We start from the raw sequence: 26,235 nt of genomic DNA, 5'->3' as shown, positions 1-26,235 counted from the left end.
AAAGAATGCTGGTAGTTTTTGTTTACCAGCATTCTTTTTTGTTTGTTAATTATTTAATTTGGATTCTTAATTGAAACTTTTCCCATATCACTTTCAATATTTAGAGAATTATTTGAGTCTTCAGCACCCACATAGCCTTTGACTTTATCGTAGTCGTCGCTACTGTAAATAATTGAGTTGAGAGGAAGATCAGTTAAACCGATTTTCTTGGTATCAACGTTAAACGTAAAGGATATGGTATCTGGAATATGGATATGAATATTTCCTATCTTGCTTTGAATAGATAGATTAAATTGGTTGCTTTTATCAAGCGACAAATTTATTTTACCAGTATTAGCTTTAACATTACCTTTACCTTCACTATTATTTAAAGTTATATTGCCTGAATCAGTTAAGATCTCAATATTTTGACTTTTTAGTTGATTGACTGTAATTTTTCCAGTTTTAGTATCAATAAAAAAGTTCTTACTTGAAATATTTTCTAAATCCATGTTGCCACTAGTAGTGTGGTAAGAGATTTCTTCTTTGGCATTAATATTATCAGCTGTAAGCGTCCCTGAATGAGCATTGATATGAAATACATTAGCCGATGTTGCAGATACAGCAATATCGCCTGATTTTAGATCTGCTTGAACTCTTTTGAGAGTAGAATGTGCTAATAGTAAATCACCCGAAACAGCAGTGATATCAATCATGCAGTAACTGGGAATTTTATTGATATAAACATCTCCGCTTTGACTTCGAATAGTTAAAAATCCAGTGAATTCTTTGGGTAAGAATAGTAAAGTTTTATTTTTGAAAATACCTACTAATTTACGCGGACCTTGAGTGATTTTAAGAACATTTCCGATTTTTTCAACAGTTGAATGGAGATTCTCGATATCACGTGACATAAAGTCGTGCACGATTAAATTTGGTGAATTAGTTGGTAGAACCAGTATATCACCTAGACGATAGTTTAAATGTATTTCGTCAATTTGATTTAATTTAAGTTTTAGTTCATTAACTAATTTTGAGTCGAAAATTTTAGCAAAAAAGTCATTATATTTGCTGTAGTCTGTTGCTTCTAAGCTTTTTAGTTGTGAAAGTAGCGTATCAAGGTCAGTTAAATTCAATAGAGCTTTTTGCTCTGCTTCAATTTGACTTGCTCCATGTTGAAGTTCTTTTTTTATTAAGTTATTGATTTTCTTACTGAGAGTTGTTTGTAAAGGTTTATTTTCCTTTATATGAGGAAATTTATTGAAAAATTTTTTTAGTTTTTCATCAATCATATTGAACTCCTTTAATTTTTGTTACACTTTTATTATATAGCACTAAAAAAGCTGTATGTATGTTTTTTATGAGTATTAAAATATAGACTAAATTTTTATTAGGAGAAAAAACTTGAAATTTATAAAATGGATTTGGAGATTAGTAGTTAGTGGCTTGATTTTTATCTCCTTGAGCTTGACTTTAACGAGTCCAGTTCAATTAAAAGTAGACAGTACTGCTGGCTTAGTAAAGAATTCAATTAATAAAGTAGTTGATCAATCGAATAATAGTGATTTACAGATGGGAGTAAGTTTTTTACAAGATTCTGGAATAGAAGATACACTCTTATCGCAATTACCTAAAAATATTAAGTTGCAAACGTCATATCAAGGCTTAAATAAATTAAGTACGAATTATTTAGCTAATAATAAATTAACAGCTACTGATTTACAGTTGAATAATGATACACAGCAGGAACAGGTTTTTAATCAAGTGATTTTACAATTAGTAAATGAACAATTAAGACAAAATTCGTCTGATGTAAAACAAGCCGCTCAAATTTATCATTTGATATATTTCTTACTCATCGGCTTTTATATTTTGGCAATAGCATTAGTTTTATTTGGTAAGAAAATTGCAATTATTCCTCTTATTCTTGCTGCGGTGGGATCATATGGAGTTTTATCATATGCTGCTGGTGTAGCTACTAGCTCACTTCAACAAAGTGTTTATAGCGGAATTAATGTGAGCTTAAGTAGTGGTTTGAGTCAGGCCTTAATTACAGCGATAATTGCAGCGATTGGTTGCCTATTTATTAAGATTAAGCAAGATAAGGAGTAAAAATGCTTTTTAAGACAAGCGATAATGTGAAAATTAGTTATGAAATAGTAGGAAAAGGAAAAACAATTGTTTTGGTTAACGGCTTTGGCGCTTACCAAGAAATTTGGTCAGCTCAAGTACCTTTTCTAAATAAATTAGGATATCAAGTTATAACTTATGATCATAGAAATATGGGTAAAAGCCAACGAACCGAAAAGGGACATAATATAGAACGGTTAACGCAAGATTTATTTGAGTTGGTATCATTTTTGCAGATAAAAAAAGCTATTTTTATGGGACATTCAATGGGTGCATCGATTATCTTTTGCTTGATGAAACATTATCATGATTTAATTAAACAAGCTTTAATAATTGATCAATCTCCAAAGATGTTAAATGATAACGAATGGCAGTATGGATTTATGGATTATACAAGAAAAAATTATCTAGAAAAATGTCAAGAAAGACCGAGTGTTCATGAAACATATGCTGGTTTAGATGATGATGTTTATGCTAAGTTAATGCAGGCTAAACAGGATAATCCATTTAATAGAAAAGATAATGTAGATTTACTTGAAAATCATATGTCACTTGATTGGCGTGCGGTCTTAGAAAATACTGAGATTCAGACTACTTTTTTCGTTGCTAAGGAAAGTCCATATTATCGAGAAGGTTATGAGAAATGGTTAAAACAAAGAAATATGAAAATAGATAGTTTGATTATGTCGCCAAGTGGTCACGTGATCATGGCAGAAATTCCTAAACAATTTAATAATAAATTGGGAGCTATTTTATAGTAAGAAAAAAGAGGGGTACCCCTCTTTTTTGAATTATTTCAACTTTTTATTAATATTAGCAAGATTTTGATAATTTTCTGTCATCCATTCTATATAAGTTGTATCATTTGGAATAGTTTCACGAACTTGAAGAATTGGGATGTTCTTTGCTTTGGCTCGTTTTACAAAGTTATTTACTGTTGAACTATTTACTTGAGAATTTTTGACAAAGAAAGAAATTCCTCGTTTATCGATAGTTTGGTTCATTTGATGAATAATTTTAGCACTTGGATCGGTTTCATTTTCAATAGCTTCTTCAAATGCCTTGTCTCCAATCTTGAAGTGAGTAGCTTTTAAAGCATAATCAAAAATAGGCTCACTGACATAAACTGGCTTTTGTTTAGCCCCATCAACTGAAGCAGCTATCCTTTTGATCTTATTAATTTTTGCTAGATATTTAGCACCGTTTTCTTTATAGTAGGCCGCATGTTTCTTATCTATTTTGGCTAGACGTTTTACTAAATAATTAACATATTTAGTAGGCATATTTAAATCAAACCAAATATGAGGATTAGCACCATTTTTAAGTTTCATAAGGTCTTCACCAACTAAAACGGCAGATTTATTGTTTGATTTAGCTAATTTTGGTAACCAAGAATCATATCCTAAACCATTAGCAATAATAATTTTAGCATCTTGAACTTTTTTGGCATCAGCTGTAGTTGGCTCAAAATCGTGAGGATCTGTAGAGCTATTAGTAATGATTGCACTTGCTTTGCCATACTTTCCTAAGACATTTTGTGCAATATTTGCGTAAACGTTAGTACTTGTTACAATTGAAATTTTATTAGATGATGAATTATCTTTTTTCGAACAGCCTGTCAGGATTAAAATAAGTATAAAAGCTGTCAAAAAAATTGTTAGTATTTTTCGGTAATATTTTTTCATTAATACATTTATCCTTTCAAATTATAAGATTTATCCTTTAATTCAATATAAATCATATCAGGATATATTAGAATTTTTTATTTGTCAATTATTTTGTATTAATATTCTTGTGTTATAGTAGAAAGAAATTACAGAATTAAGGTAAGAAACGATGAAAGCTACAATATATATCACTGGTAGTATTGCTGCCTATAAAGCAATTAGTGTAGTGCGCAATTTTCAAAAAGCGGGTCATGAAGTAAGAGTAGTAATGACTAAGGAAGCAGTTCATTTGACCAGTACTCAAACTTTAGCTGCTTTAACTAAATATCCAGTCTTAACCGACCTATGGGAAGAAGAGGTAGCTAATAAGATTCCGCATATTGAATTGGCTGATTGGACTGAGATTGCTGTTGTAGTTCCAGCAACTGCAAATTTTATTGCCAAAATCGCAAATGGCTTAGCCGATGATGCGGCAAGTACAACTTTTCTAGCTACAGTTGCACCTAAATATGTAGTACCAGCGATGAATAATCATATGTGGAGTAATGCTGCTTTTCAAAGAAATTTATCTTTTTTAAGACAAGATGGTATTCAAATAATGGATCCAACTATTGGGCGCTTAGCTGAGGGATATAGTGGCAAAGGTAGAATGCCTGAACCTATTGATATTATGGCTTGGATAGATTCGTCCTTAAAAGCAAAGGAAAGATTATCAGGTAAAAAGCTTGTAATTACTGCGGGTGGTACAGTTTCTCCACTTGATCCAGTTCGTTATCTCGGTAATCGTTCTAGTGGTAAGATGGGCATTGCACTTACTAAAGCTGCTCTTAATGCAGGTGCAGATGTGACTTTAATTTCAGGTCATATTTCTGTTCCTTTACCAAAATCTCCTAATTTGACCAATATTCGGGTAGAGACGACAGAAGAGATGCTAGAAGCTGTAAAAAAAGAATTTTTGAATACGGATGCCTTAATTATGGCAGCTGCTGTGGCTGATTATGAACCGGTAAATTATATTGATCATAAAATTAAGAAGCGAGAACAAGGAAATGAGTTAAAGATTTTCCTAAAAGAAACTCCTGATATCTTAAAGACAATGGGAAATATAAAACAAGAAAATCAAGTTGTAGTAGGTTTTGCTGCTGAAACAAATGATTTACTAAAAAATGCGGCTAAAAAATTGGAAGAAAAAAATGCAGATATGATTGTGGCTAATGATGTGAGTCATGGAGTATTTGGCAGTAATGAGGATCAAGTTACAGTTCTTAGAAAAGGTAAGAAAGCAAAAAGTATCAAGGAGACAACTAAAGTTGAAATTGCTAAGCAAATTATTAATTTAGTTGCTGATAAACTTGAAAGTAGGAAAGTTAAAAATGAAAAAAACTTTGTTAACTAAGCGAGAACTTATTTTTGTATGTTTAATGTTATTAGTATTGCTAGGACTATTTATTTCTAGTTCAATGACATATCATGAACAAGAAATGTCCCCAGGATTTATTCATCGTCATTTTCCAATTGTTGAGAGAATTGTTGGTAGATGGAATATATACTACGGTGGACGCTGGCATAATGCTGTTTTGGATAATGGTGAAGCGGGGATGACACAATTTGTAATGAGGAAGTTTGCTCATTTTTCATCATATTTTTTAGTAGGATTATTTGCTTGTTTAGGATTAGATAGATTATTTAAGAAGTGGTGTGGTCCTTTGTTTATTTGGCTAGGAATTATTGGATTGGCTGGATTAGATGAATTTCATCAGTATTTAACTGGAGACCGTACTCCAAGTTTACACGATGTTGCACTCGATTCAGCTGGTGCATTATTAGCAATTTTAATTTGTATCTTTGTTTATTGGTTAAGACATCGACAAGAAAAACGTAATTCATAATTAATCATAGATTGAATTTAAATCTTGAGTGCGTTATGATTGACAAGGTTAACTATATTAAATAAAAAGAAAGAAGGATTCTTATGTCAGGACATTCAAAATGGCACAATATTCAAGGCCGCAAGAATGCGCAAGACGCTAAGAGAGGTAAAGTTTTCCAAAAATTATCTCGTGAAATTTATATGGCTGCAAAGAGTGGTGGTCCTGACCCTTCAGGAAATCCTACTTTACGTATGGTTATGGATAAAGCACGTGCAGCTAACATGCCTAAAACCAACATTGAACGTGCTATTAAAAAGGCTGAAGGTAATTCAGATGAACATTACGATGAAATTACATACGAAGGTTACGCTCCAGGCGGTGTTGCAGTTTTAGTTGAAGCTTTAACTGATAACAAGAACCGTACTGCGTCAGATGTTCGTGTTGCCTTTACTCGTAATGGCGGTTCACTTGGTGCAACTGGTTCTGTTGCTTACATGTTTGACCGTAAGGGTTACATTGTAATCGATCGTTCAACTACCGATGCAGACGAAGATCAAGTATTACTTGATGTAATGGATGCTGGTGGCGATGATTTAGAAACTAGTGATGACGCTTTTGAAATCTATACTGATCCTAAGCAATTTACTGCTGTACGTGATGCTTTAGAAAAAGCTGGCTATAAATTAGCTAATGCTGAATTAACTATGATTCCGCAGAACACCACTCCAGTTCCAGATGATAAAAAAGAGCAATTTGCTCATTTAATTGATGCATTAGAAGATAACGATGATGTTTCTAATGTATACACTGCTGCAGACGATGAATAATTTTATTTAATTGAAAATAGACTCAGGTTTTTCTGAGTCTATTTTTTTGTCCAATTTTTATAAAAAATAAAAAAATTCGTCCATTTTTTGCGTACTAATAAGTGTATTACAAAGGAGGGATGAAAAATGAATTTATTAGCTAAAGAAGTTTTAGGAACGGCAGTTGAAGAAAGAGCAAGTGATGTGTTTATTTTTCCTGCTAAAGCAAATTACGAGATAAAATTGCGAACAGCAGCGGGGTTAAGGCAAGTAAAGGAAATAGATTTTAAAACTGGAAAAGAATTATTGAATTACTTCAAATTTCAAGCACAGATGGACATTGCAGAGCACAGAAGACCACAGGTAGGTTCATATCAAACTATCATAAATTCAGAAAGTGTCTTCTTGCGTTTTTCAAGTATTGGAGAATTTTCTGGCTATGAATCATTAGTAATTAGATTAATTTATGGAGAAAAAAACAATACCTATTTCTTTCCTGAACAATTAACCCTATTAGAAAATTTAACTCGGCAGCGAGGACTAATAATTACTAGTGGACCAACAGGTTCAGGTAAGACGTCATCAATGTATGAATTAGCGAGGTTAGCTGGAAAAAATAAAATTGTTATGACAATTGAAGATCCTGTAGAAGTTTGGCAACCAGAGTTTTTACAAACACAGGTGAATATAATTGCTGGTATTACTTATCCCGATTTGTTAAAAGCTGCTTTAAGGCACCGACCGGATATTTTAATTATTGGTGAAATTCGGGATACAGACACAGCAAGAATTAGTATTAATGCTGCTTTGAGTGGGCACTTAGTTTTTGCAACTGTACACGCTAAAACGGCCTTACAGACAATTTCACGGTTAGAAGGTTTAGGAATCACTAGGGATGAATTAGAAAATTGTTTAACAGCGGTTTCTTACCAACGTTTATTGCCAATAGAAAATAAAGATAGCTTAGGGTGCTTGATGGATGTTGGTTATGGAGAAAGATTATTCGATGCGATAACTAGTAATAATCGAGCTGATCTTGCTGAATGGAAAAATAATTTAGATCAATTAGTTAAGCGAGGAAAGATTAGTGAAAATACTAGACAGCGTTTTGAACAGGGATAAATTAAAGAGCGCAGATCAGCTAATATTTATTGATTATTTAAGGCAAGCGCTCGTTAATGGGTATTCGTTAAATGCTAGTTTGAGCCTTTTACCTAAAGTTTGGGATGAGCATTCGAATCAGTTAAATTATGTGAGTAAAAAAGTGGAAGCTGGCGTTTCTTTAGGAGACGCATTACATGAAATTGGTTTTTCAAGTACTTTAGCGGCTCAAATAAATATGGCTGTTATTGATGGAAATTTATTATCGTGTTTAGAACAACTTAGTGAATTAATTCGATTAAAAAATAAGCAATTAAAAAAATTAAAAAGTGAATTGGCTTACCCGGCTTTATTAGTTGGGATGATGATTAGTTTATTAATTTGCATGCAGACCTTTTTAAAAACTGAAATGCTTGATAGTGATTGGACTAGTAATTTAATGCTAGGAGGACTATTAATTTTAGTAGTAATTGCGATTGTTTTTGTTATCAAAACAATACAATTATTAAATCAGCAAGATTATTTTGCTTTAAAAAAATTAACTAAGTTTCCAGTAATTGGTAAAGTTCTTAATCTATATGTTCATTATTTAGTTATTTCTGATTTAGCAACTTTATTGATTAATGGATTTTCATTACAGAAAATTTGTCAATTAGCAGCTATGCAGCCAGAAAATTCCCTGCAGCAGGTATTAGGTAAAAGAGTAAGGATGCAATTAGAGAGTGGCGTTGAGATTAAGAAAATTATTGAAACAGAATATTTTATTCCAAATAATTTAGTTATGCTACTAGAAACAGGTGCGACTAGGAGTGAGATCGGTAAAAGAGCATTGCTCCTTAGTAAGACACTTTTTTATGAATTGAATTTCAAATTAAACAATTTAATCGTTAATTTGCAACCAATATGTTTTATCTTTATTGGGATTTGTATTTTAGGAATGTATTTAAAAATTTTGATGCCAATGTATCACTTAATGGAAATGATGTAGAGGAGAAAGAAGAATGAAGAAATTAAAGAATTTTATTAATAGAAATAAGCGAGTAAAAGGCTTTACTTTAGTTGAAATGGTAATTGTAATTGCCATCATTGCGATGTTGATCTTATTAATTGTTCCAGGTTTAAGTAGGCAAAAAGAAAGAGCTACTAGTAAAACTGATGAAGCTTTACGTACGACTATTGAGACTCAAAGACAGTTGGCTGAAGATAATGGGGATGGAACATCATTAGAAGAGTTGGTGAAGAAAGAATACATTTCTCAAAAACAGAAAGAAAGATATGAAAAATTACCTCAAAAATGATTTTGAATAGAATAAAAGGTTTTACTTTAATTGAAACCATAATTACATTGACTGTTACTTGCTTACTCATATTGATGCCCACACTTTATGTGAAAAATATTAAGGAACAGATGATATTAGATAATTCAACGAGACAAATAAAATCAACAATTAACAAATATATGCATTTGGCAACTGTAGAAAAAAAGAATTATATATTTTTGTATTTTGATAATAATTCGTCAATAGAAATAAAGGGTTCAGATAGAGCATCAAAAATTTATTTGGATCGTCATGTAAAAGTATATAATCTAGACAATTTATATATTAATAACCACGGAAGAGTTTCACCAAGGACAATCACAGTAAGAAATGGCAATAAGGAAAAGAAAATAAAATTACAAATGGCATGGGGAAGAATGATTGAAGAATAAGAGAGTAAAGGGCTTTATTTTATGGGAAGCTTGTGTTGGATTTACAATTGCTTGTTTAGGGGTGATCCTTTTAGGGATGACCATTAGACACAATAAGCATACTGAACAGCAAGTTGAGAAACGTGTAGATAAGGCATATGCGGAATATATTTTTCGTCATAGTGATAAAAAGACACTTTTAGTTCATGATCGACTTTATTATAGGTAAAAGTAATGAAGAAAATAAGAGGATTTACTTTATTAGAAGCAGTTTTTGCGATTGCAGTAACTATAGCTTGCGTTCAAATATTGTTTGGACTTGTAAGTACATTAAGAAAAATTAATCATCAAAAAAGTGGTGTAAATGAAATAACTTATAGTTATGTGCAAGTAAATAATTTCTTAAAAGAAAGTGGTCATGTTGAAGTAAGCAGAACTGGATCAGATCCTACTAAAGTGCTGCTAAAGAAGTTATCAAATAAGAAGAAAAAGAATGGGGATCCGATTTATGATATTTATGCAATCGATGTAAGTCCGAATGATACTTTAAGAATGAGGACAGATGAGGGTGGACATATGCCTCTACTTTTTAAAGTAAAAAGAATAAAATGTTCCACTACAGATGATTCTTTTACAATTTTAGTAACTGAAAATGATGGTAGACAGAGCGAAATGTTCTTTAAGACGAATTTACCAAAAGAGAAGAAAGAATTAAAAGATGATAAAAAGGAAAGCAAGAAGAGTTAATGGAAGTGCTTTGATAAGTAGTATTTTGTTAATTAATATCTGTATAGCCTTTGTGATAGGATATCAGCAAATTTTCGCTGAACATATGGAAAGTAACATAGCTTTAATAAATTATTTTTCTAAGTAATAATGATCGCTTGCCAGTCTTTAAGGATACCTATAAAATATTAGAAGGAATATAAAAGAAGGAAGAAAAATGCAAAAAGTAGAAGAATTGTATCCGAAATTTCAGACAGCAGTCGAGCATTTGCAAAAAGCGTTAAATGTTTCTTTCTCATCTGCACTAACAGAGACTTTTGATAATTTAGAAAATGGAAAAATCAAAGTTGAGTCAGGTGCTCCTGATAAGGAAACTGTTGCTAAGTTGACTGAAGAATATCGTCAATTGAATTATGAGAATTTACCACGATCCTTAAAGGTGCAGGTATTCACCTTGTTAACTTTAAAAGCTATTGCTCAAGACGCTAGTGATTATAATTTAATGCCAACCCCTTCAGTAATTGCTACAGTAATTGCTTTAATTTGGCAAAAAATCGTCCCAGCTGGAGAAAAGACAGTGGTTGATCCCGCTATTGGAACAGGAAATTTGCTTTATTCGATTATTAGACAATTAATTCAAGAAAATCACTCGCAAAACAATTACCATTTGATTGGAATTGATAATGATGAATCGTTATTAGATTTAGCAGATATTGGTGCTCATCTTGAAGATTTGAAAATTGATTTATATTGTCAAGATGCGTTAGATCCATGGATGATTCAAAAAGCTGATGTGATAGTGAGTGACATACCAGTTGGTTACTATCCGCTAGATAACAATGCTCAACGTTTTGAAAATCATGCTAAAGAGGGACATTCTTTTGCTCATACTTTGTTTATTGAACAAATTGTGAATAATCTTAAGCGTGACGGATTTGCATTTTTAGTGGTACCAAAGTTATTATTTACAGGTAAGGGATCAACTGAATTTATGACTTGGTTAGCTAAAAAAGTAAATATTCAAACAATTGTTGATTTGCCTGATGATATGTTTTCAAGTAAAGTTCAGCAAAAATCAATTTTAGTTTTCCAAAATCATGGTGAAAAAGCTGTAGAGCGTGAAGTATTGGTAGCTAAGTTAGATTCTTTAAAGAAACCAGATTCTCTAGTAGCATTTAATATGAAATTAAATGACTGGTATCAAAACGATAAAAAATAATTTATATAGAGGTATATAAAATGAAAAAAGTTTTAGCAGTAAACTCAGGTAGCTCATCATTTAAGTACAAATTGTTCTCTCTTGATAATGAAGAAGTAATTGCATCTGGTATGGCTGACCGAGTTGGTTTACCAGGGTCAGTATTTACAATGACACTAGCAGACGGTAGTCAACATGATGAAGAAAATGATATTGCTACTCAGGAAGAAGCTGTTCAAAAGCTACTTAATTGGCTTAAAGAATATAACGTTATTGATTCTTTAGATGATATAGCTGGTGTGGGTCACCGTGTTGTTGCTGGTGGTGAGGAATTTACTGACAGTACTATTATTACTAAGGATAATCTTTGGAAGATTTATAACATTAGCGATTATGCACCTTTACATAACCCAGCTGAAGCTGATGGAATCTATGCTTTTATGAAAGTTTTACCAAATGTACCAGAAGTTGCTGTTTTTGATACTTCTTTCCACCAAACTTTAGATCCAGTTCAATATTTATATTCAGTACCTTATAAATACTATGAAAAATTCCGTGCTAGAAAATATGGTGCTCACGGAACTTCTGCACGTTATGTTTCTCGTCGTACAGCAGATCTTTTAAATAAGCCTGTAGAAGATTTAAAGATGGTTATTTGCCATTTAGGAAGTGGTGCATCAGTTACTGCAATCAAAGATGGAAAATCTTTTGATACTTCTATGGGATTCAGTCCTGTTGCAGGTATTACAATGAGTACTCGAAGTGGTGACGTTGATCCATCTCTTCTTCAATTTATTATGAAGAAGGGTGATATTGGTAGCTTTAACGAAGTTATTAAAATGCTTAACACCGAATCTGGTTTACTTGGTCTTTCAGGTGTTTCACCAGATATGAGAGATATTGAAAAAGCTATTAAGAATGGTGATCAACAGGCTAAGCTTACTAAGGATGTTTTCATTAATAGAATTGTTCGTTATATTGGTGCTTATATGACTGAAATGGGCGGATTAGACGTTTTGGTCTTTACTGCCGGAATTGGTGAACATGATGCAAGTGTTAGAAAGCAAATTATGGATGGTCTTACTTGGCTTGGACTTAAATATGATGAAGACGCTAATAAGGCTAACCGTGAGGGGAAAATTACTACACCAGATTCAAAAATTGATGCAATGATTGTTCCAACCAATGAGGAATTAATGATTGCTAGAGATGTTGTACGCTTGGCTAAATTAGATAAGTAATAGAGAATAGTAGTTTGTGGATTTTTAATTGTGAGTGTGATACCATTGAAGCATCTGGGGATGTTTTGGGATTCGACAGGCGTAGATTCGCGGTGACTGCGATTCGTAGGTCACGTCTACGTTAAAAACGTCACAGTTAAATTATAACTGCAAATAACGAAAATTCTTACGCAGTAGCTGCTTAGTCAGCCTGCGTGATCCAATGACGGATTGCTCGTGTCTGTCTGCGGGTCTTACCATTTAACGAGCTACGTTTAACTACTTACCTTAATAGTTAGAAATAAGATTCTTGGGTTAGTTTTGATAGTTTAGCCCTGTTATATGGCGTTTTATCAAAGCGAATTTAAGTAATATAACTATGATCGTAGAGGTTAGCGACGAAATACGTTTGGACAGGGGTTCAATTCCCCTCATCTCCATAGATAAGAATAAAAACCGCTCTATATCAACATTTAGAGCGGTTTTTATTTATTTTTGATACAATTTTGATACAATAAACGATTTTTTAAATATTTAACGAGTTCATATAACTTCTGATATTTTCCATTCCTTCTTGAGTGGCATGAGTATAATGTTCAGTCATTTCTACACTGTTATGTCCCATAACTGCTTCCACATCAGTTCTTTCTTGATTCTTGTTAAGAGTAGCATAAGTATGTCTAAAACCGTGAATCGTGATCTTTTTAAGTGATTTATCGGCGTTGTAAACTGCTTGTAGCCATCTATCAGGTTTTGAAAGATTAACGTAATTACTACTAATGCCATGAAAAATGATAGGGCATATAATTTTTTGCTGTTTTCGATATTCTTTAAGAACAGTAATCATATGTTCAGTAAGTGGAATTGGCCGATTTGAAGTTAAACTTTTAGGTGTTTGAACAATTAATTTATTATCCATTCCTAAAGCTAAAGTTTTTGTGATGGAAACAGTTTTGGCTTTCCAATCAATATCGGACCAAGTTAAAGCTAATGCTTCGGATTTTCTAATTCCTGAAGTAGCGAGCAAGAGAAAATAAGTATAGCTACGATAATTTTGTTTTTCTGCAACTTTCAAAAATTGCTTTAGTTGGTCTAAAGTATAGAAATTTTTTTGAATATTTCTACGACGTCTTTTTGTCTTTCGAGGAATAATAACTGCATTAACTGGATTATATATTTTTTGACAATATCTTAATGCAGCCCCATAATCATAAATTTGACTAAATCGATTAATGACTTCTTTGTACTTAACTAAATTTTTATAAAGTGAGTTAACCCAAGACTGAAATTTGGCAGTATCAATTTGATCTATATACTCATTCCCAAACCATGGCTTGATATGCACCTTATAATTAATCGCTGTTTTATTAGCTGTAGATTGTTTAACGGTCTCTTTATAGGCTTCAAACCATACCTTATAAACTTCATCTACTGTATGTTGTTTAGGCTTAATATAGCCTTTAACGCCTTTAGCGATAAACTCATCATAAACTTCTTTCGCTTCATTATAAGTAGCAAATTTCCTTTTAGTGATTTGGATAGGTTGCCCAGTTACAGGATCTTTACCTAAATAAGCATGGAACATGTAACGAACATCACCATTTTTTAATTTATATTGTTTTATGTGTTTATTCCTTTTAGGCATAATAAAAACCTCCTATTTTGGCATCGCTAAAAGTCTGCTAAAATAGGAGATAGCAGAACTATTTGGCGATGGTTTTGTTAATATTTTTAAACATTCATTTGAGCTATTGGCGTAGCTCGTTTCCTTATCCCACTGATGTTGGCGCATCGGTGGGATTTTTTGTTTAATTATTTTTCAGTTTTTGCTTCAGCATTTTTAGCTGGATGTTGCAACATAGTAAATACAGTCGCAATAATTAATACAACTAGTGCAGGAAAAGCAAGAGCTGCGGTTAAACCGAATAGCGCACTTCCGATGATTCCAAGAATTGGGCCTACAATTGAAATATTAGATTTCTTTGATTGAACTAGAGCAATTATATTTAAAATTACGCCTGCCCAAGCCATAACATAGAAAAATGTTCCTGTACCATTAGTTAAATTGCTTCCAGAAAATGCATCTGAAAATGCAGTTCCAAAAATTACTGGCCAAGATACAGCAAATAATACACAGTTTATAATATCTAAAATTCCAGTCCACATATTAATTTTTAATTTCATTGTAAATATTTCTCCTATACTTCTATTTTATTGAACATTAACTTTAAATTTTGCAGATTTATCTAATGACACTAAAGGTTTGAATTGTAGTTCAAAATCTCCCATTTTATCTGTTCCAAAGCCTGTAGTTACATCAGATTCTTTTCCTGGAGCAATAGAATCTACTGTGGTGTTACTAATTGGATAAGTTTTCAATTTGTTATTATCGGGACCATAGGCATCTAAGTCAGTCCCAATAGGTAAATCTTGTTTACCATCATTTTTAACATGGTAAACAACTTTAATAACATTAGCTGGTTTACTGTCTTCAAACTCATTTCTTTCATCAGTTTTTTCTACTGATTTAAGAGTATATTCTACATCTCCAACTTTTACAGTTTCACCAAGTTTGTAGTACTTAATTTCACTCTTCTTTTTAGAAGACTTTTCCACTTTGGTACCACCATTACCAGTATTATCTGCACTACAGCCAGTAGCAAATAAAACTATAACAGATGCAGCTCCTAAAATTGTAATTATTCTTTTTCTCATCTCTTTTAACCTCCTGAGAATACATTTATTTTTAGTTTAATGTCATTTCGGACACTTAGCTTAAAATCCAATCTTCCTGAGAATCAGGCACAAGATAAAAATATTTTTTGGGAATACAGAAAATTTGTGCAAAATTATAGTAATTATCAAAATGAATATCGTTGTATTTACAATATTTTCTTAGTAAATTGATAGCAAATTTATTTGCTTCAGTTTCTTCTTTGATGTTATTAGTTATAGAAGCATGGTAAGAGCAGGGAACTCCAGTAGAGATATGGCCTATTTCATGTGCAAAAATAAAAGGTACTTCCATTTTGTTTTTCCATTTATTGTTAACAATTACTAAATTGGCGGGTATTAAATAACTTTTTCCGCCGATACTATCTGGTAGTTCATTAGTCAACACAGCACCGATACCATTATCCAAACAATAATTCATTAGCCAATTAATCAAATCATTGTAATTCCTTTGATTAATATAATTCATTCTTACCACTTACCCTTATATTTGTCCTTAATTAGCTCAGGATGATTTTTTAAATACGTTTCGGCAATCGAGTCGATCATATCATTTAATTCATCAGGAATATTCCCACCATAGGGCATTCCTAGATCTTTCCATTTAATTTTGCCATCGTCTTTAGTTTCAGTAGAAGATGACAATAGATCATTAGGCTCAACATGAAGAACTTCAGCAATTTTATGCAAGGTTTTCATGCTTGGATTAGTTCCATCCTTATATTGATAAATCATATTTTTACTTAATCCAGCTTCAATAGCTACTTTTTGTAAAGATATTCCTCTAATTTTTGCATATTTTTTTATTTTTTCAAATGTTGTCATATCAACGATCCTCTCAATCGTTGACAAAATAATTATAATTTTGCTGTAAAAATACTTGATATTTTACAGTACAGCTGTTAATATAAATATCGTCAACGAGTTAATAAACGAATTAATTTACAAGTTAACAAATAAATAAGCAAGTATTAAACAGTATGGGGATACGTGTTTCATGCTTATTTATCATACATTAAATTTACAGCTATACTGTGAAAATGTCAATAAATTTATAACAAATAAATTAACAAATAAATTAACTTGTTGAGTTCTGACAAAAAAGAGGTGATAAAAAACTCGCCTTTTCAAAAAAATAGTAGCAACTCTTTAATGAGAAAACTATTTATAAAGAAATAAGCGAGTAAAAATGATTAAAAGTTTATATTAATGAACTTTAATCAATAATTTTTATAATTGAAGAAGTTTTGTAAAGAGGACCATGATTTATAGAAATCCATTCAGCTTGGCCAAGAAGTCCTTGCAATCCAACCTTACTATCACGAGTTGCGATTTTAGAATTAGATAAAGTGCCCGAAAAAATATCATGAGCATAAAATGGTTGCTTTTCTTTATTATCAGTAACCCATGCTTGGATAATATCGTTCTTACCAATTGAAACTTCTTCATTATTTGAAAAAACAATTTTTAGCATTAAATCATCTCCTTATTATTAGATGATTTTAGTTTAACAGAAAGTGAGGTGAAAAATATGCCAATTGAAGAAAGATTGGAGGCAGCAACACATGACGTGGAATCAGAAATTAAGGTTGCTCTAATAAAAAAGGGATGGACTCAAGCTTACTTAGCCAAAAGACTTAATATTAGTCGTCAACAGCTTAATCAAGCTGTTAAGGGTAGTAACTCTAAACGTGCTAAGGAAATCAGAGAAACTATCTACGAAATTTTAGGAATGGAGTAATAAATATGGAAGCGATGAATGAAGCCAATGATTTAGTAGTCAAAGCTTTCAAACTTGTGTATAAAGACGCTAAAGAAAAGGCTCCAAAGCTAAAGAATCCCATGTATGGATACTTTAATAAAACTAAAGCCGCAATATATTTAGGTATCAGTCGCAGTACCCTAGATGTTTGGATTAAAAAGTATCAAATTCCTTACACTATGATAGACGGTATACGACGATATGCAAAAACAGACTTAGATGAGTTCATGAAGGAGCATAGAAAATGAGTAAATGGATTAATTCAAAAGTTAATGAATTTCTTGGTACTTCTTTTACAATCAGAGAAACAGAAATTCTTACGCTAAGTGTCATGTGTACAGCTTTAGTAGCATTAATCTTTGTCATGTACACAGCAATCTTCCCAAATATTTAAAGGAGGTAATGCAGAGTGCTTAGTAAAACTACTATTAATAAGTTGATTGCTAACAGTAATGCAATTATAGACGGACAAAAAAAGTCGTTACCTGCGCCAACAGATAACGACCAATATAAATATACATTTACAAGAGGATTATAACATGAATGTTTTTGAAATTAACAACGCCATTGCAGAAATAGAAAATAAAGACTTAGATCCTGAGGTTTTAGTCGATACGATTAAAAGCTTAGAACTTACAAGAGATCAAAAATTAGATGGAGCGGCTGGTTTATCTGATAAGTATGATAGTGAAATTCAATGGGCTAAAGAGCGAATGACTGAACTTAGAGAATTTATCAAAGTATCTAAGAATAAAAAAGATAGATTAAATCAGTACATCACTGATGCAATTGATGATGCCGGTTTGAAAGAAATTAAAACTGAACACCACATTCTTAAGCCTAGAAATTACCGCGATTCAGTCATCGTTGAAGAACTTAGAAAACTACCAATTGATTATGTAGTTGAAGAAAAGACTATCAAAGCCGATAAGAAGAAACTTTATGAAGATTTAAAAGCTGGTAAAGAAATTACTGGTGCACATTTAAAAACTAATAGAAAGACATTGATTAAGTAAGAGAGGTAAAAAAATTATGTTTGAAAAAGAATTGAAATTAGATGCAGAAGATAAGAAACATTTACAAAAACACTTTGATGACATCTTAAATGGTAAAGTTAAGAATTTCGTGATTTTAGGTTTGAACGATGAAACAGGCGAAGTTGTTAATCATGAATCAGGTCACAGAATTATTCTTAATGGTTTATTACATGATGCCGTAAGAGGTAATGACTATCACGATAATGAAATGGATAAAAAAGAGAGCATTAGTGGGCTAATGAGTAAGATTTTCAGTACCGGTGACTAAATGTATGAATTAAGACCTTATCAAACAGATTTAATTAATAAAATCATTGATTCAATGAGGAAAAAAAATCGAGTAATTATCGTTCAAAGCCCACCTCGGACGGGGAAAACAGTGAGTAATGGCTGAAATTGCCAGGAGAACCACTGTCAGAACTAACCGAGTTATGTTTCTGATTCACAGACGTGAAGTTTTAGATCAAGCAGTTAAAACTTTTAAAAATCAGGAAGTAAATTCTGACTTATTAACTGCTGGTATGGTTCAGACCCTTACACGGAGAGTTGATAGTCTGCCAGTTCCTGATGTGATTCTAGTGGATGAAGCCCACCATGCTTTAGCTAAATCCTATCAAAACATTTTGAATAAATTTCCTAAAGCTATTGTGTTATTGTTTACGGCTACACCACACAGAACAGGACGACAACAATTAGATCAAATTGCAGATGATATTATTGTTGGCCAATCAATTCATGAGCTGACAGAAAAAGGTTTCTTAGCACCGTTTAGATACTTTCAACCTCCGGGTGATTTTAATGAAAAAGCATTAAAGCGTGGAAGTACTGGGGATTATACAGCGGAATCAATGCAAGAAGCGATGAGTACGAAAATCTTTGGCCATATCGTTAAGCAGTACAAAAGAATTGCTAAAGGGATGCAGGCAGTAGTTTATACATATTCCATCGATTCAGCTATCAAAATAACTACTGAATTTAATTCTGTAGGGATTTCAGCAATCGAAGTAGATGGAACTACTTCAAAAGAAAAACGTGATATAGCAGTGCGTAAATTTCGAGATCAAGAAATTAAGATACTGGTTAACGTTAATTTATTCACTGAAGGTGTGGACCTACCTAATGTTGATTGTGTCATTATGGCTAGACCGACAGCATCACTCGCATTGTACCTCCAATTTTCGATGAGGTGTTTAAATCCACGTGAAGGCAAGACGGCCATCATCATTGACCACGCTAATAATTTTAAGAAATTTGGTTATCCCGATGATGACCGAGATTGGAAAACGGCAATTAAATCCGGCAAGCAGAAGAGTAAGACACTACTAAAAGATCCTGGTTTATCAATTGTTACTTGTGATTATTGTTTTGCAGTAGTCAAGGCTAGTGATGTAAAAGATGGTAAGTGTCCCGTATGCGGTAAGCCTATCAAAGTTCATAAAGCTAAGCCAGTGAGTGATGTTGATTTAGTTGAAGCAACAAAAGCTAGAAAAGAACACATCAAGAAAATTATTCAAGATCAAGTAATGACTAATGTGGTTGATAAGTCAGTTGGTGAATTGAAGTCAATGAGTGAATTAGTAGCCTATGGTAAGTTGCATGGTTACAAGCCAGGCTGGGCTTACTTTATGGCTAAAAAGAAAGGAATATTTAAATAATGGCTGCAAAAAATGTTAATAAAAATGTTGAAAGTGCTATTGAAGATATACGGAACTTTGATAAACAAGTTGATTCAAATTGGAGTCCTACTATCAAGGTTGAAAAGTATCTATCAGTTACTGGAACATCACATTTAACACTAGAAATTAATTACAGTGCAGATTAAGAAGGAGATTTCACATGAAAGTTAAAATTATGCACCAAGTAGACTGGCGTGGTTGGGACGATCGAAAAGGAAAAATCCCTATTTTAGAAGATCAAATTAATAAATTTATTGCTGATAAAGAAGTAATTGATATTAAATATTCTAATTCTATATCAATGGCAGCAAACCAAGAGATGTCTGACACTGATCACGATGAAAGTGTACTGATTATTTATGAAGATAAACTAAGCACAATTAAACAAAAGACCTTTGAATACGTTTCAAATGATTCAGAAATTAACGATTTTACTAGAAAACATGATGTTATCAAGATAGAGCATTTTGGAGCTTTAGATGACGTAACGACCATTATTACTTACAAGGAGGAGAAATAAAACATGCTTACATTACCAAAAGTAGCAACCCTAAAACCTAAATCACAACCCCACAACTTCTTTATTTGGGGTGAAACAATGTCAGGAAAGTCATACTTTGCGAGTTATTTTCCTAATCCATTAGTACTTAATACTGATGGGAACTCAGAACAAGGACAAGCTCCAAGTATCCAGATTAGAAACATTAGAGATAAGAACGGGAAGTTACAACAATCAGCAATTAAACAACTTGACGATATTATTACAGCACTTCAAGTTGAAAATCCTAAACGACCAGCTGACCAACGTTTTCAGACAATTGTCGTTGACGTAATTGATGATATCTGTGTAATGATTGAGCAAGCAATTTGTATTGATGCCGGTGTTCAAGCTTTATCAGATATTGCATATGGTAAAGGCTATGCAATGTTTAACACAGCTCTTCAACAATTCGTTATGGATCTTAAAGCCCTACCGATGAATGTAATTTATATTAGTCGTGAAATCAGTACCACAGATGAAAATACAGGTATTACAACTTACAGACAGTCTCTAAAGGACAAGTACTACAACATGGTCAATGGAAACTGTGATCTAGTTATTAGAACTTCAAAAGTTGGAGCTGGTCAAAATATTACTTACATGCGAGAAGTAAAGGCAGCCAGAACTAAATATTTACCAGAAAACATTACTAACAAACGAGTATTAGATCTACTGCTTAGTTGTCAAGGAATGTTTAGTGATGAAGTTTTAAAGCAATATAAAGAGAATAAAAAGAAGGAGAGTAAGTAATGGGATTATTAGAAGCATTAAATAAGGTTAAAAGTGAAAAGTACGATCCTAAAAAAGATGATATCAGCTCTGGATTTCAGTCAATTCCAGATGGAACTTATACCGTTACTTTAAGTGGAGTTAATCATGGTGTTTGGGAAAAAAGCGGAACTGATTTTGTAAGATTTTCTTTTGATGTAGTAACTGGAGAACAAGCTGGTCGTCAAGAACATATCACTCCAATTCTTGCATCTAAAAAGTCAAATGGTGATCCAATGCCAGAATCAGTTCTCGCTCGAAGTATCAAAATGGTTCAAAAAATTGGCGCTATGGTTGGCTTTGATGTACCTGATAAAGTTTTTATGGGTGCTAACGAAAGTGAAGATTACGAGATGATTCAAAATGAGTTTCGTGAAGCTGGCGTTATTGGTAAGTTGCTTAAACTAACAATTAAGTCAAGTCCTAATAAGAAAGATCCAGATAACCCTTGGCGTAACTACAAGTTTGAAGAAGCTGAACAACCTACTACTGCTAGTGTTGAAGATCCTTTTAAAGATGCAGCTACTGGCATGGAGATTACAGATGATGATTTACCATTTGGAAAATAAGGAGGAATTGAATAATGGAAATCAAATATCCAAAAACAGAAATTATGGTTGTCTTAGGGAGTAAAGTTTATCCACTTTATACTAGTTTTTCTGTTGATGATGTACATGATTATATGCGTATAGCTCATAGAGAAGATTTTTTAATTTTTCCTACTGCTATCAATAAGGAACACGGAAATGGCTTATGGTATCCAGGGTGCGGAACAGATCCAATTTGGACAGATTGGGAAGTTAAGAAAAATGCAATTAAATCAATTATTAAATTACCAAAGCCTAAGGTAAAAATTGATTATAATGTTGATTCCACTGACTACGAATTCTAACTATGCTAGTTAACTTAGTAAATTATGCAGTGAGTTATGCAAATCGTGGCTTCAGTGTAATTCCGATTGGTCAGAGTAAGAAACCGCTGATTAAATTTGCAGGTAAGCCACCTCTTACTCCTGATGAAATAAGAAAGATTTGGCAAAAATATCCTCTGGCAAATATTGCACTTAAAACTGATAAGTTTTTCGTTATTGATGTTGATCGTCACTCTGGTGAAGTAGATGGTATGGAATCAATCAAAAAACTAAATCATGATGAATGGTTTGAAGATACTCTTACAGAAAGAACAGCACACAATGGTTTTCATTTCTTCTTTGCCAAACCTAAAGATATGAAAATTAGTCAAAACATTGGTATCTTACCGAGCGTTGATCTTAAAGCTCACGAAAATAACTATGTTGTTGTAGCGCCTAGTAGTTTAGGCGATAAGAAGTATCGATGGCTTAACAATGCACCAATGAAAGCACCCCCGCAGGGGTTGCTTGATCTGATAAAAGACAAGCAAAAAGATATGCCACCTACTTTAGTTGCCGAAGTTCTGCAAGGAATGCGAAGACGTACTAAGACAACAGATCTTTTTGAAACTATCGTTCAAGGCCTTGGTGATAAAGGTAAACGTAATGACAATTTGACAAGTTTTATGGGTGGCTTACTTATGCGGAATGTGGATCCTTATGCAGCAGCTAAATTAGCGATGATAGCAAATGATAATTCTTCCGATCCATTACCAATAAATGAGGTAGAAAGAACTGTTAATTCGATGATTGAAAAAGAAAATAGAAAGAGGGGTATTTCGTGACAGACAAAAAGGTTCTGAACTTAAATAAAGAAGAAGCTGAAAAGCTTAAAGTTAGCGAAAATAAGAAGTCAATTTTTGAAAGAACTACTGCTGGTGTTTTGCGAACGACCTCTGTTAAAAACGTTGTCTTAATTCTTAAAACAGATCCTAACTTAAAAGATCTATTTAGGTTTAATGAGTTTACACAAGAAATCGATGTTGTTAGAGATACCAAGATCAAAACGCAACTAGGATTAATTACGATTAGCAAAGGTCAATATACCGATCAGGCAATTAACTCCATTGAACTTTATATTGAATCGTCTTCAAAATATGATGGTGCAAGTTTTAAAAATAATGTTATTGATCAAGCAATTACTAATGTTGCTTATATGGATTCATATAATCCGGTTATTGATTACATGAATGAAGCTTATGTTAAATGGGATAAAAAAGAGCGGCTTGATAAATTATTTGTTGAGTATCTGGGAGCACCATATGATGAAACGACTTTCTTAATTACGGAATTGTGGTTTATGGGAGCAGTGGCCAAGGCTTTTAATCCTAAAACTAAGTTTGACTTTGTACTTGATTTAGTAGGTGGTCAAGGTGTAGGTAAAACTTCACTACTTCAAAAATTAGCACCACTTGGGCTATATACCGATCAATTTAATACTTTCAGCAATAAAGATGACTTTGAAGTTATGAAGAATGCACTAATTGTCAATGATGATGAAATGACAGCAAGTAATTCAGCTAGCTTTGAAGAAATTAAAAAATTCATCACTATGCAAAGCTTTGAATACCGTAAAGCTTATGCACGTAAGTCAGAAACTTTCTTAAAGAAATTTGTCTTAGCGAGAACTACTAATGAAGTTCGTCACTTAAAAGACAGATCAGGTGATAGAAGATTTATTTCAATTTTCGCTAATGGAAAACGGCAAACGAAATCACCCATTACAGATTTATCTGATGAGTACGTACAACAAGTATGGGGTGAAGCAGTTCATCTGTATAAGAGTATTAACGATCCATTCTTACTCAGTGAACATCAACAAGAATTACTTAAAGAAAATAGAAAGCAATTTCGTTATACTTCTGGTCTTGAAGATGAACTTAATACAGTACTTGAAAATGAATTTAAAAATACTGATTTTATTTCAAACAATGATTTAGCTTTCAAACTGTTTGCAGATGAAAATGCGTTAAGTAGAAACACGAAAGAAACTCGTGATATTCGTTATTATATGGAACATTTAGGATATGAAGTTGGTGCTCGAAAGAAAATTAATGGAAAAGCTATTAGAGGATTCCAAAAGTAGTGACAGTAATGTTAGTTAGCTGACAGTTACTGTCACCTTCCAAAACACTTACATAGTGCATGGTTAAGTCAGTTGGTGACACTACTACAGTAAATATCTAATAAAAGTAAATAAATAATATATATAAATATATAGGGGTATAGAGCCTATAAAAAGTTTTTAAAAAGTTACTGTCACTTTTTAACATTTAAAGCTTTAAATCTCTTGTGGCTGTAAGAATTAATTGAGGTGACAGTTAATCTTTTTACTGTACCCTCGACTGTCACTTTTCCGAGGAAAAATTATGAACATGAAAATGACGCTAAGCGATGCAAAAGTAATACTAGGTTTTCTATTACTTATCTCATTGATATGGGCTGGATATAATTCTGAACATTCAGATAATAAAAACTTACAAACGGTAACATCGTTTTGGCTAGGCTCAATAGTATTTATGCTTATGTTTTATATAGTTTTTAGTTATTGAGGTTGGTAAATGAAGACTAAATTTAAAATGCCAGATGTTGGAGATCATCTTTTATTAAAAATAGAATCTCGATTTTCACATGAAGTTATCTTAACTTCTTTGGACGATGACGAGTACTGTGCTATTAACTTAGAAAATGGTAAAGGAATTACAGATGACGATGGGTTAATTTGTTGCGACTCAATTCCTGAGCTTTTAGGCGAACTACAAAAACACAGTAATGTTTATTTAATGGAGGATTAATCATGCAAGGAAAAGTAATTATTTTTAAAGGAAACATCAAGTCATTTAAGACATCAGGGGGGGAGGTAACCCTTCAAATTACTGCTGATACGAATGATGTATCACTAGATAGACTTAATGAGATTAGTGAAGGGATGGTAATGGTTAACCTTGAAGCTAGTCAAACAGAATTATTAACTCAAGAAAGTGAGAAAAAATAATGAAATTATTTGTTTTTGAATGTAATAATCATATAGATGAATTTATTAAAGACATTAACGACTGGGTAAATCTACATAAAGAAATTACAATTGTCGATTATGATTTTGGATATGATAATAAAGGTCTTCTAAAAACAGTGGTGGTGAAGTGGAAATGATTACAGATACATTTTTTAAATGGCGTAATTCAGTTAAAAAGATATTTTGTCATCATGAATATGTCTGTCATTCAGTACCGTATTTTCTAGAATTTATTACTTATTACAAATGTAAAAAGTGTGGAAGACTAACTTATAATCCTCCTAGAGAATTGGTGGTACATAATGGCAAGTGAACATGAAATTCAAAAATTAATTCAGGTTGCATTATCACAGCACAAATGTAGTGTGTTTCGTACAAACGTGGGGAAAGTTCAAACGATTGATAAACGCTGGTTTGATACGGGACTACCTCAGGGATTCCCTGATTTAATGGGATATCGTTGGGTAGATAACCAGATTTTTATGATTGAGGTTAAATCTGAAACGGGAAAACCTCGTAAAGATCAGTTACGTTTTCATGAGTTTTTACAATCGCACAATGTGATTCATGGAATTGCTAGGTCAGTGAAAGATGCTTTAATGATTGTTGATGGTGGTTTAGTCGGATACGGCTATGATTAGTTTGTTATATAGGAGTGGGTACAGTGAGCTTAGGATTATTTCCAGAATTAGATGAAGAAGAAACTAGAAAATCTGTTTCTAAGTTTTTAACTAAGGATCTTGAAAGATTGCTATTAATGAGCGGTCATGATCTTTTAGATTTAAAGTCACCTGTACTAAGCGCTGCTCCTGGTCACAGTAATGGAGAAAATCATAATGAAGCTGCAATTATTCGTGGACTTAATGCAGAAGCAATGATTAAAGCAGTTGCTGATACTATTGCACATTGTTCTGATAATTCAAGGAAAGTTTTACTAGGGTTATTTATCTATCAGCAGTCATGGGATGAAGTTCAAAAAAAATTATTTTGTGAACATAACAAGCTTGGATATACCCGTAAGAAAGCTCTTTATGATTTTGCAGACAGTTTTGATTACTGGCAGAGGATAAACAACTGTGAACCCATTATTGATCTTCATAAATATAAGTAAGGGTACTTTGAAGGTATAATTATGGTACTTCAATAGTCCTTAGCTATGGTTAAATATATATTGTGAGTTAATAAAAATTAATTCACCGCATTAATAGAATTCCTCTCTATATGTATTTAACAGGTGGGAAATATCTCTAAATGGTGAGACATTAAGCTTGGTTCGATTCCAGTATTTCCCGTAGTCCTAAAAAGGACTGAAAAATCCGTTTGTTTCATAAAATCAAGTCTTTTAATTAGACTTGATTTTTTTATAATTATTTTTGAAACAAATGGAGGTAATTAATTGGAAGA

The 26,235-nt window shown here is 32.5% G+C and carries 39 protein-coding genes, 1 other RNA gene and 1 pseudogene; 33 read left to right on the top strand and 8 right to left on the bottom strand.

Annotated elements, in window-relative coordinates:
* Window positions 1-53 precede the first annotated feature (53 nt).
* On the bottom strand, window positions 54-1,271 hold the full coding sequence (locus FD18_RS08770; RefSeq protein ID WP_057719532.1) for a DUF4097 family beta strand repeat-containing protein: 1,218 nt from the start codon (window positions 1,269-1,271) through the stop codon (window positions 54-56).
* A gap of 112 nt (window positions 1,272-1,383) precedes the next feature.
* On the opposite strand from FD18_RS08770, the gene FD18_RS08765 reads away from it, so the two are divergent.
* Window positions 1,384-2,091, top strand: coding sequence for a hypothetical protein (locus FD18_RS08765; protein WP_057719531.1), 708 nt, complete (start codon window positions 1,384-1,386; stop codon window positions 2,089-2,091).
* Between the two features lie 2 nt (window positions 2,092-2,093).
* Window positions 2,094-2,867: an alpha/beta fold hydrolase gene (locus FD18_RS08760; protein WP_057719530.1), complete on the top strand. Its 774-nt coding sequence runs from the start codon at window positions 2,094-2,096 to the stop codon at window positions 2,865-2,867.
* A gap of 33 nt (window positions 2,868-2,900) precedes the next feature.
* On the opposite strand, the gene FD18_RS08755 is transcribed toward FD18_RS08760, so the two are convergent.
* Window positions 2,901-3,794 (bottom strand): metal ABC transporter solute-binding protein, Zn/Mn family, encoded by an 894-nt coding sequence (locus FD18_RS08755; RefSeq protein ID WP_057719529.1) that lies wholly within the window; start codon window positions 3,792-3,794, stop codon window positions 2,901-2,903.
* A gap of 151 nt (window positions 3,795-3,945) precedes the next feature.
* Between FD18_RS08755 and coaBC the strand changes: the two genes are divergently transcribed.
* The 13 genes and pseudogenes from coaBC to ssrA all read left to right on the top strand — a co-directional run bounded on the left by coaBC (window position 3,946) and on the right by ssrA (window position 12,831).
* On the top strand, window positions 3,946-5,172 hold the full coding sequence (gene coaBC / locus FD18_RS08750; RefSeq protein ID WP_057719528.1) for a bifunctional phosphopantothenoylcysteine decarboxylase/phosphopantothenate--cysteine ligase CoaBC: 1,227 nt from the start codon (window positions 3,946-3,948) through the stop codon (window positions 5,170-5,172).
* Window positions 5,150-5,665: a VanZ family protein gene (locus FD18_RS08745; RefSeq protein WP_057719527.1), complete on the top strand. Its 516-nt coding sequence runs from the start codon at window positions 5,150-5,152 to the stop codon at window positions 5,663-5,665. The genes coaBC and FD18_RS08745 overlap by 23 nt, the downstream gene beginning before the upstream one ends.
* A gap of 83 nt (window positions 5,666-5,748) precedes the next feature.
* The gene (locus FD18_RS08740; RefSeq protein WP_057719526.1) at window positions 5,749-6,474 is read left to right on the top strand and encodes a YebC/PmpR family DNA-binding transcriptional regulator; all 726 of its coding nucleotides are present in this window, start codon (window positions 5,749-5,751) and stop codon (window positions 6,472-6,474) included.
* Window positions 6,475-6,600: 126 nt separating this feature from the next.
* Window positions 6,601-7,575, top strand: a complete 975-nt coding sequence (comGA, locus tag FD18_RS08735) for a competence type IV pilus ATPase ComGA (protein WP_057719525.1) — start codon at window positions 6,601-6,603, stop codon at window positions 7,573-7,575.
* Window positions 7,562-8,542: a type II secretion system F family protein gene (locus tag FD18_RS08730; protein ID WP_306812317.1), complete on the top strand. Its 981-nt coding sequence runs from the start codon at window positions 7,562-7,564 to the stop codon at window positions 8,540-8,542. The genes comGA and FD18_RS08730 overlap by 14 nt, the downstream gene beginning before the upstream one ends.
* A gap of 13 nt (window positions 8,543-8,555) precedes the next feature.
* The gene (comGC, locus tag FD18_RS08725) at window positions 8,556-8,852 is read left to right on the top strand and encodes a competence type IV pilus major pilin ComGC (protein ID WP_057719523.1); all 297 of its coding nucleotides are present in this window, start codon (window positions 8,556-8,558) and stop codon (window positions 8,850-8,852) included.
* Window positions 8,849-8,920: pseudogene (locus FD18_RS10305) on the top strand (prepilin-type N-terminal cleavage/methylation domain-containing protein); the annotation flags it as partial. The gene comGC and the pseudogene FD18_RS10305, both read left to right, overlap by 4 nt.
* Before the next feature lie 21 nt (window positions 8,921-8,941).
* A complete protein-coding gene (locus FD18_RS08720) occupies window positions 8,942-9,265 on the top strand; it encodes a type II secretion system protein (protein ID WP_235499927.1) in 324 nt (107 codons plus the stop codon).
* Window positions 9,255-9,473: a hypothetical protein gene (locus FD18_RS08715; protein WP_057719521.1), complete on the top strand. Its 219-nt coding sequence runs from the start codon at window positions 9,255-9,257 to the stop codon at window positions 9,471-9,473. The genes FD18_RS08720 and FD18_RS08715 overlap by 11 nt, the downstream gene beginning before the upstream one ends.
* Before the next feature lie 5 nt (window positions 9,474-9,478).
* Window positions 9,479-9,991 carry a competence type IV pilus minor pilin ComGF gene (gene comGF / locus FD18_RS08710; RefSeq protein WP_057719520.1) on the top strand — a complete coding sequence of 171 codons (513 nt, stop codon included), beginning with the start codon at window positions 9,479-9,481 and terminating at the stop codon, window positions 9,989-9,991.
* 196 nt (window positions 9,992-10,187) lie between these two features.
* The gene (locus FD18_RS08705) at window positions 10,188-11,189 is read left to right on the top strand and encodes a class I SAM-dependent methyltransferase (protein ID WP_057719519.1); all 1,002 of its coding nucleotides are present in this window, start codon (window positions 10,188-10,190) and stop codon (window positions 11,187-11,189) included.
* A 20-nt stretch (window positions 11,190-11,209) separates the two neighbouring features.
* Complete coding sequence (locus FD18_RS08700; protein ID WP_057719518.1) at window positions 11,210-12,409, top strand: acetate/propionate family kinase; 1,200 nt, start codon at window positions 11,210-11,212, stop codon at window positions 12,407-12,409.
* A gap of 56 nt (window positions 12,410-12,465) precedes the next feature.
* Window positions 12,466-12,831: a transfer-messenger RNA gene (ssrA, locus tag FD18_RS09535) on the top strand.
* An 83-nt stretch (window positions 12,832-12,914) separates the two neighbouring features.
* On the opposite strand, the gene FD18_RS08695 is transcribed toward ssrA, so the two are convergent.
* The 6 genes from FD18_RS08695 to FD18_RS08670 form a co-directional block, all read right to left on the bottom strand.
* On the bottom strand, window positions 12,915-14,033 hold the full coding sequence (locus FD18_RS08695) for a tyrosine-type recombinase/integrase (RefSeq protein ID WP_057719517.1): 1,119 nt from the start codon (window positions 14,031-14,033) through the stop codon (window positions 12,915-12,917).
* Between the two features lie 167 nt (window positions 14,034-14,200).
* Window positions 14,201-14,572, bottom strand: a complete 372-nt coding sequence (locus tag FD18_RS08690; RefSeq protein ID WP_057719516.1) for a hypothetical protein — start codon at window positions 14,570-14,572, stop codon at window positions 14,201-14,203.
* Window positions 14,573-14,599: 27 nt separating this feature from the next.
* Window positions 14,600-15,103, bottom strand: coding sequence for a DUF4352 domain-containing protein (locus FD18_RS08685; RefSeq protein WP_057719515.1), 504 nt, complete (start codon window positions 15,101-15,103; stop codon window positions 14,600-14,602).
* Between the two features lie 55 nt (window positions 15,104-15,158).
* On the bottom strand, window positions 15,159-15,590 hold the full coding sequence (locus FD18_RS08680; protein WP_057719514.1) for an ImmA/IrrE family metallo-endopeptidase: 432 nt from the start codon (window positions 15,588-15,590) through the stop codon (window positions 15,159-15,161).
* Between the two features lie 2 nt (window positions 15,591-15,592).
* Window positions 15,593-15,946 carry a helix-turn-helix domain-containing protein gene (locus FD18_RS08675; RefSeq protein ID WP_057719513.1) on the bottom strand — a complete coding sequence of 118 codons (354 nt, stop codon included), beginning with the start codon at window positions 15,944-15,946 and terminating at the stop codon, window positions 15,593-15,595.
* A gap of 391 nt (window positions 15,947-16,337) precedes the next feature.
* Window positions 16,338-16,595, bottom strand: a complete 258-nt coding sequence (locus FD18_RS08670; RefSeq protein WP_057719512.1) for a hypothetical protein — start codon at window positions 16,593-16,595, stop codon at window positions 16,338-16,340.
* Between the two features lie 57 nt (window positions 16,596-16,652).
* Here FD18_RS08670 and FD18_RS08665 point away from each other — a divergent pair, with 57 nt between their 5' ends.
* The 18 genes from FD18_RS08665 (at window position 16,653) to FD18_RS08590 (ending at window position 25,942) form a co-directional block, all read left to right on the top strand.
* Window positions 16,653-16,862 carry a helix-turn-helix domain-containing protein gene (locus tag FD18_RS08665; protein ID WP_057719511.1) on the top strand — a complete coding sequence of 70 codons (210 nt, stop codon included), beginning with the start codon at window positions 16,653-16,655 and terminating at the stop codon, window positions 16,860-16,862.
* Window positions 16,863-16,867: 5 nt separating this feature from the next.
* Window positions 16,868-17,131, top strand: coding sequence for a helix-turn-helix domain-containing protein (locus FD18_RS08660; protein WP_057719510.1), 264 nt, complete (start codon window positions 16,868-16,870; stop codon window positions 17,129-17,131).
* Between the two features lie 291 nt (window positions 17,132-17,422).
* The gene (locus FD18_RS08655) at window positions 17,423-17,899 is read left to right on the top strand and encodes a siphovirus Gp157 family protein (protein WP_057719509.1); all 477 of its coding nucleotides are present in this window, start codon (window positions 17,423-17,425) and stop codon (window positions 17,897-17,899) included.
* A gap of 16 nt (window positions 17,900-17,915) precedes the next feature.
* Window positions 17,916-18,188, top strand: coding sequence for a hypothetical protein (locus FD18_RS08650; protein ID WP_057719508.1), 273 nt, complete (start codon window positions 17,916-17,918; stop codon window positions 18,186-18,188).
* Window positions 18,189-18,314 carry a DEAD/DEAH box helicase family protein gene (locus FD18_RS10455; protein WP_420919756.1) on the top strand — a complete coding sequence of 42 codons (126 nt, stop codon included), beginning with the start codon at window positions 18,189-18,191 and terminating at the stop codon, window positions 18,312-18,314.
* A complete protein-coding gene (locus FD18_RS08645) occupies window positions 18,307-19,575 on the top strand; it encodes a DEAD/DEAH box helicase (protein WP_057719507.1) in 1,269 nt (422 codons plus the stop codon). The genes FD18_RS10455 and FD18_RS08645 overlap by 8 nt, the downstream gene beginning before the upstream one ends.
* Complete coding sequence (locus tag FD18_RS09690) at window positions 19,575-19,742, top strand: hypothetical protein (protein ID WP_157053623.1); 168 nt, start codon at window positions 19,575-19,577, stop codon at window positions 19,740-19,742. The genes FD18_RS08645 and FD18_RS09690 overlap by 1 nt, the downstream gene beginning before the upstream one ends.
* 14 nt (window positions 19,743-19,756) lie before the next feature.
* A complete protein-coding gene (locus FD18_RS08640) occupies window positions 19,757-20,116 on the top strand; it encodes a hypothetical protein (protein WP_057719506.1) in 360 nt (119 codons plus the stop codon).
* Between the two features lie 3 nt (window positions 20,117-20,119).
* The gene (locus FD18_RS08635; RefSeq protein ID WP_057719505.1) at window positions 20,120-20,887 is read left to right on the top strand and encodes an ATP-binding protein; all 768 of its coding nucleotides are present in this window, start codon (window positions 20,120-20,122) and stop codon (window positions 20,885-20,887) included.
* Window positions 20,887-21,474 carry a single-stranded DNA-binding protein gene (locus FD18_RS08630; protein WP_057719504.1) on the top strand — a complete coding sequence of 196 codons (588 nt, stop codon included), beginning with the start codon at window positions 20,887-20,889 and terminating at the stop codon, window positions 21,472-21,474. Before FD18_RS08635 ends, FD18_RS08630 begins: the two co-directional genes overlap by 1 nt.
* A gap of 14 nt (window positions 21,475-21,488) precedes the next feature.
* Window positions 21,489-21,797 carry a hypothetical protein gene (locus FD18_RS08625; protein ID WP_057719503.1) on the top strand — a complete coding sequence of 103 codons (309 nt, stop codon included), beginning with the start codon at window positions 21,489-21,491 and terminating at the stop codon, window positions 21,795-21,797.
* A 2-nt stretch (window positions 21,798-21,799) separates the two neighbouring features.
* On the top strand, window positions 21,800-22,600 hold the full coding sequence (locus FD18_RS08620) for a bifunctional DNA primase/polymerase (RefSeq protein ID WP_057719502.1): 801 nt from the start codon (window positions 21,800-21,802) through the stop codon (window positions 22,598-22,600).
* Window positions 22,597-23,901, top strand: a complete 1,305-nt coding sequence (locus FD18_RS08615) for a VapE domain-containing protein (RefSeq protein WP_057719501.1) — start codon at window positions 22,597-22,599, stop codon at window positions 23,899-23,901. Before FD18_RS08620 ends, FD18_RS08615 begins: the two co-directional genes overlap by 4 nt.
* Before the next feature lie 475 nt (window positions 23,902-24,376).
* The gene (locus FD18_RS08610) at window positions 24,377-24,610 is read left to right on the top strand and encodes a hypothetical protein (RefSeq protein ID WP_057719500.1); all 234 of its coding nucleotides are present in this window, start codon (window positions 24,377-24,379) and stop codon (window positions 24,608-24,610) included.
* Between the two features lie 2 nt (window positions 24,611-24,612).
* Entirely contained in the window at window positions 24,613-24,810 is a 198-nt protein-coding gene (locus tag FD18_RS08605) for a hypothetical protein (protein WP_057719499.1), read from the top strand.
* Window positions 24,810-24,968, top strand: a complete 159-nt coding sequence (locus FD18_RS09890; RefSeq protein ID WP_164477443.1) for a hypothetical protein — start codon at window positions 24,810-24,812, stop codon at window positions 24,966-24,968. Before FD18_RS08605 ends, FD18_RS09890 begins: the two co-directional genes overlap by 1 nt.
* A 165-nt stretch (window positions 24,969-25,133) precedes the next feature.
* Entirely contained in the window at window positions 25,134-25,472 is a 339-nt protein-coding gene (locus FD18_RS08595; protein WP_057719497.1) for a VRR-NUC domain-containing protein, read from the top strand.
* A gap of 14 nt (window positions 25,473-25,486) precedes the next feature.
* Complete coding sequence (locus tag FD18_RS08590) at window positions 25,487-25,942, top strand: ArpU family phage packaging/lysis transcriptional regulator (protein WP_083486780.1); 456 nt, start codon at window positions 25,487-25,489, stop codon at window positions 25,940-25,942.
* The last annotated feature ends 293 nt before the right edge of the window (window positions 25,943-26,235 follow it).

Origin of the sequence: Lactobacillus taiwanensis DSM 21401 (assembly GCF_001436695.1) — a bacterium.
Classification (GTDB): Bacteria; Bacillota; Bacilli; order Lactobacillales; family Lactobacillaceae; genus Lactobacillus; species Lactobacillus taiwanensis.
The sequence above is the reverse complement of the archived record's forward strand: the minus strand, read 5'-3'. Positions and strand labels throughout refer to the sequence as shown.

Bases quoted from the DNA above. Each gene is read 5' to 3' on its own strand.
- FD18_RS08625 (WP_057719503.1), top strand. From the start codon at position 21,489: ATGGAAATCAAATATCCAAAAACAGAAATTATGGTTGTCTTAGGGAGT.
- FD18_RS08700 (WP_057719518.1), top strand. From the start codon at position 11,210: ATGAAAAAAGTTTTAGCAGTAAACTCAGGTAGCTCATCATTTAAGTAC.
- FD18_RS08610 (WP_057719500.1), top strand. From the start codon at position 24,377: ATGAAGACTAAATTTAAAATGCCAGATGTTGGAGATCATCTTTTATTA.
- FD18_RS08635 (WP_057719505.1), top strand. From the start codon at position 20,120: ATGCTTACATTACCAAAAGTAGCAACCCTAAAACCTAAATCACAACCC.
- FD18_RS08760 (WP_057719530.1), top strand. From the start codon at position 2,094: ATGCTTTTTAAGACAAGCGATAATGTGAAAATTAGTTATGAAATAGTA.
- FD18_RS08755 (WP_057719529.1), bottom strand. From the start codon at position 3,794: ATGAAAAAATATTACCGAAAAATACTAACAATTTTTTTGACAGCTTTT.
- FD18_RS08660 (WP_057719510.1), top strand. From the start codon at position 16,868: ATGGAAGCGATGAATGAAGCCAATGATTTAGTAGTCAAAGCTTTCAAA.
- FD18_RS08665 (WP_057719511.1), top strand. From the start codon at position 16,653: ATGCCAATTGAAGAAAGATTGGAGGCAGCAACACATGACGTGGAATCA.
- comGC (WP_057719523.1), top strand. From the start codon at position 8,556: ATGAAGAAATTAAAGAATTTTATTAATAGAAATAAGCGAGTAAAAGGC.
- FD18_RS08690 (WP_057719516.1), bottom strand. From the start codon at position 14,572: ATGAAATTAAAAATTAATATGTGGACTGGAATTTTAGATATTATAAAC.
- FD18_RS08680 (WP_057719514.1), bottom strand. From the start codon at position 15,590: ATGAATTATATTAATCAAAGGAATTACAATGATTTGATTAATTGGCTA.
- FD18_RS08685 (WP_057719515.1), bottom strand. From the start codon at position 15,103: ATGAGAAAAAGAATAATTACAATTTTAGGAGCTGCATCTGTTATAGTT.
- comGF (WP_057719520.1), top strand. From the start codon at position 9,479: ATGAAGAAAATAAGAGGATTTACTTTATTAGAAGCAGTTTTTGCGATT.
- FD18_RS08740 (WP_057719526.1), top strand. From the start codon at position 5,749: ATGTCAGGACATTCAAAATGGCACAATATTCAAGGCCGCAAGAATGCG.
- FD18_RS08630 (WP_057719504.1), top strand. From the start codon at position 20,887: ATGGGATTATTAGAAGCATTAAATAAGGTTAAAAGTGAAAAGTACGAT.
- FD18_RS08595 (WP_057719497.1), top strand. From the start codon at position 25,134: ATGGCAAGTGAACATGAAATTCAAAAATTAATTCAGGTTGCATTATCA.
- comGA (WP_057719525.1), top strand. From the start codon at position 6,601: ATGAATTTATTAGCTAAAGAAGTTTTAGGAACGGCAGTTGAAGAAAGA.
- FD18_RS08705 (WP_057719519.1), top strand. From the start codon at position 10,188: ATGCAAAAAGTAGAAGAATTGTATCCGAAATTTCAGACAGCAGTCGAG.
- FD18_RS08650 (WP_057719508.1), top strand. From the start codon at position 17,916: ATGTTTGAAAAAGAATTGAAATTAGATGCAGAAGATAAGAAACATTTA.
- FD18_RS08620 (WP_057719502.1), top strand. From the start codon at position 21,800: ATGCTAGTTAACTTAGTAAATTATGCAGTGAGTTATGCAAATCGTGGC.
- FD18_RS08640 (WP_057719506.1), top strand. From the start codon at position 19,757: ATGAAAGTTAAAATTATGCACCAAGTAGACTGGCGTGGTTGGGACGAT.
- FD18_RS08745 (WP_057719527.1), top strand. From the start codon at position 5,150: ATGAAAAAAACTTTGTTAACTAAGCGAGAACTTATTTTTGTATGTTTA.
- FD18_RS08670 (WP_057719512.1), bottom strand. From the start codon at position 16,595: ATGCTAAAAATTGTTTTTTCAAATAATGAAGAAGTTTCAATTGGTAAG.
- FD18_RS08645 (WP_057719507.1), top strand. From the start codon at position 18,307: ATGGCTGAAATTGCCAGGAGAACCACTGTCAGAACTAACCGAGTTATG.
- FD18_RS08655 (WP_057719509.1), top strand. From the start codon at position 17,423: ATGAATGTTTTTGAAATTAACAACGCCATTGCAGAAATAGAAAATAAA.
- FD18_RS08695 (WP_057719517.1), bottom strand. From the start codon at position 14,033: ATGCCTAAAAGGAATAAACACATAAAACAATATAAATTAAAAAATGGT.
- FD18_RS08770 (WP_057719532.1), bottom strand. From the start codon at position 1,271: ATGATTGATGAAAAACTAAAAAAATTTTTCAATAAATTTCCTCATATA.
- FD18_RS08605 (WP_057719499.1), top strand. From the start codon at position 24,613: ATGCAAGGAAAAGTAATTATTTTTAAAGGAAACATCAAGTCATTTAAG.
- FD18_RS10455 (WP_420919756.1), top strand. From the start codon at position 18,189: ATGTATGAATTAAGACCTTATCAAACAGATTTAATTAATAAAATCATT.
- FD18_RS09890 (WP_164477443.1), top strand. From the start codon at position 24,810: ATGAAATTATTTGTTTTTGAATGTAATAATCATATAGATGAATTTATT.
- coaBC (WP_057719528.1), top strand. From the start codon at position 3,946: ATGAAAGCTACAATATATATCACTGGTAGTATTGCTGCCTATAAAGCA.
- FD18_RS08675 (WP_057719513.1), bottom strand. From the start codon at position 15,946: ATGACAACATTTGAAAAAATAAAAAAATATGCAAAAATTAGAGGAATA.
- FD18_RS09690 (WP_157053623.1), top strand. From the start codon at position 19,575: ATGGCTGCAAAAAATGTTAATAAAAATGTTGAAAGTGCTATTGAAGAT.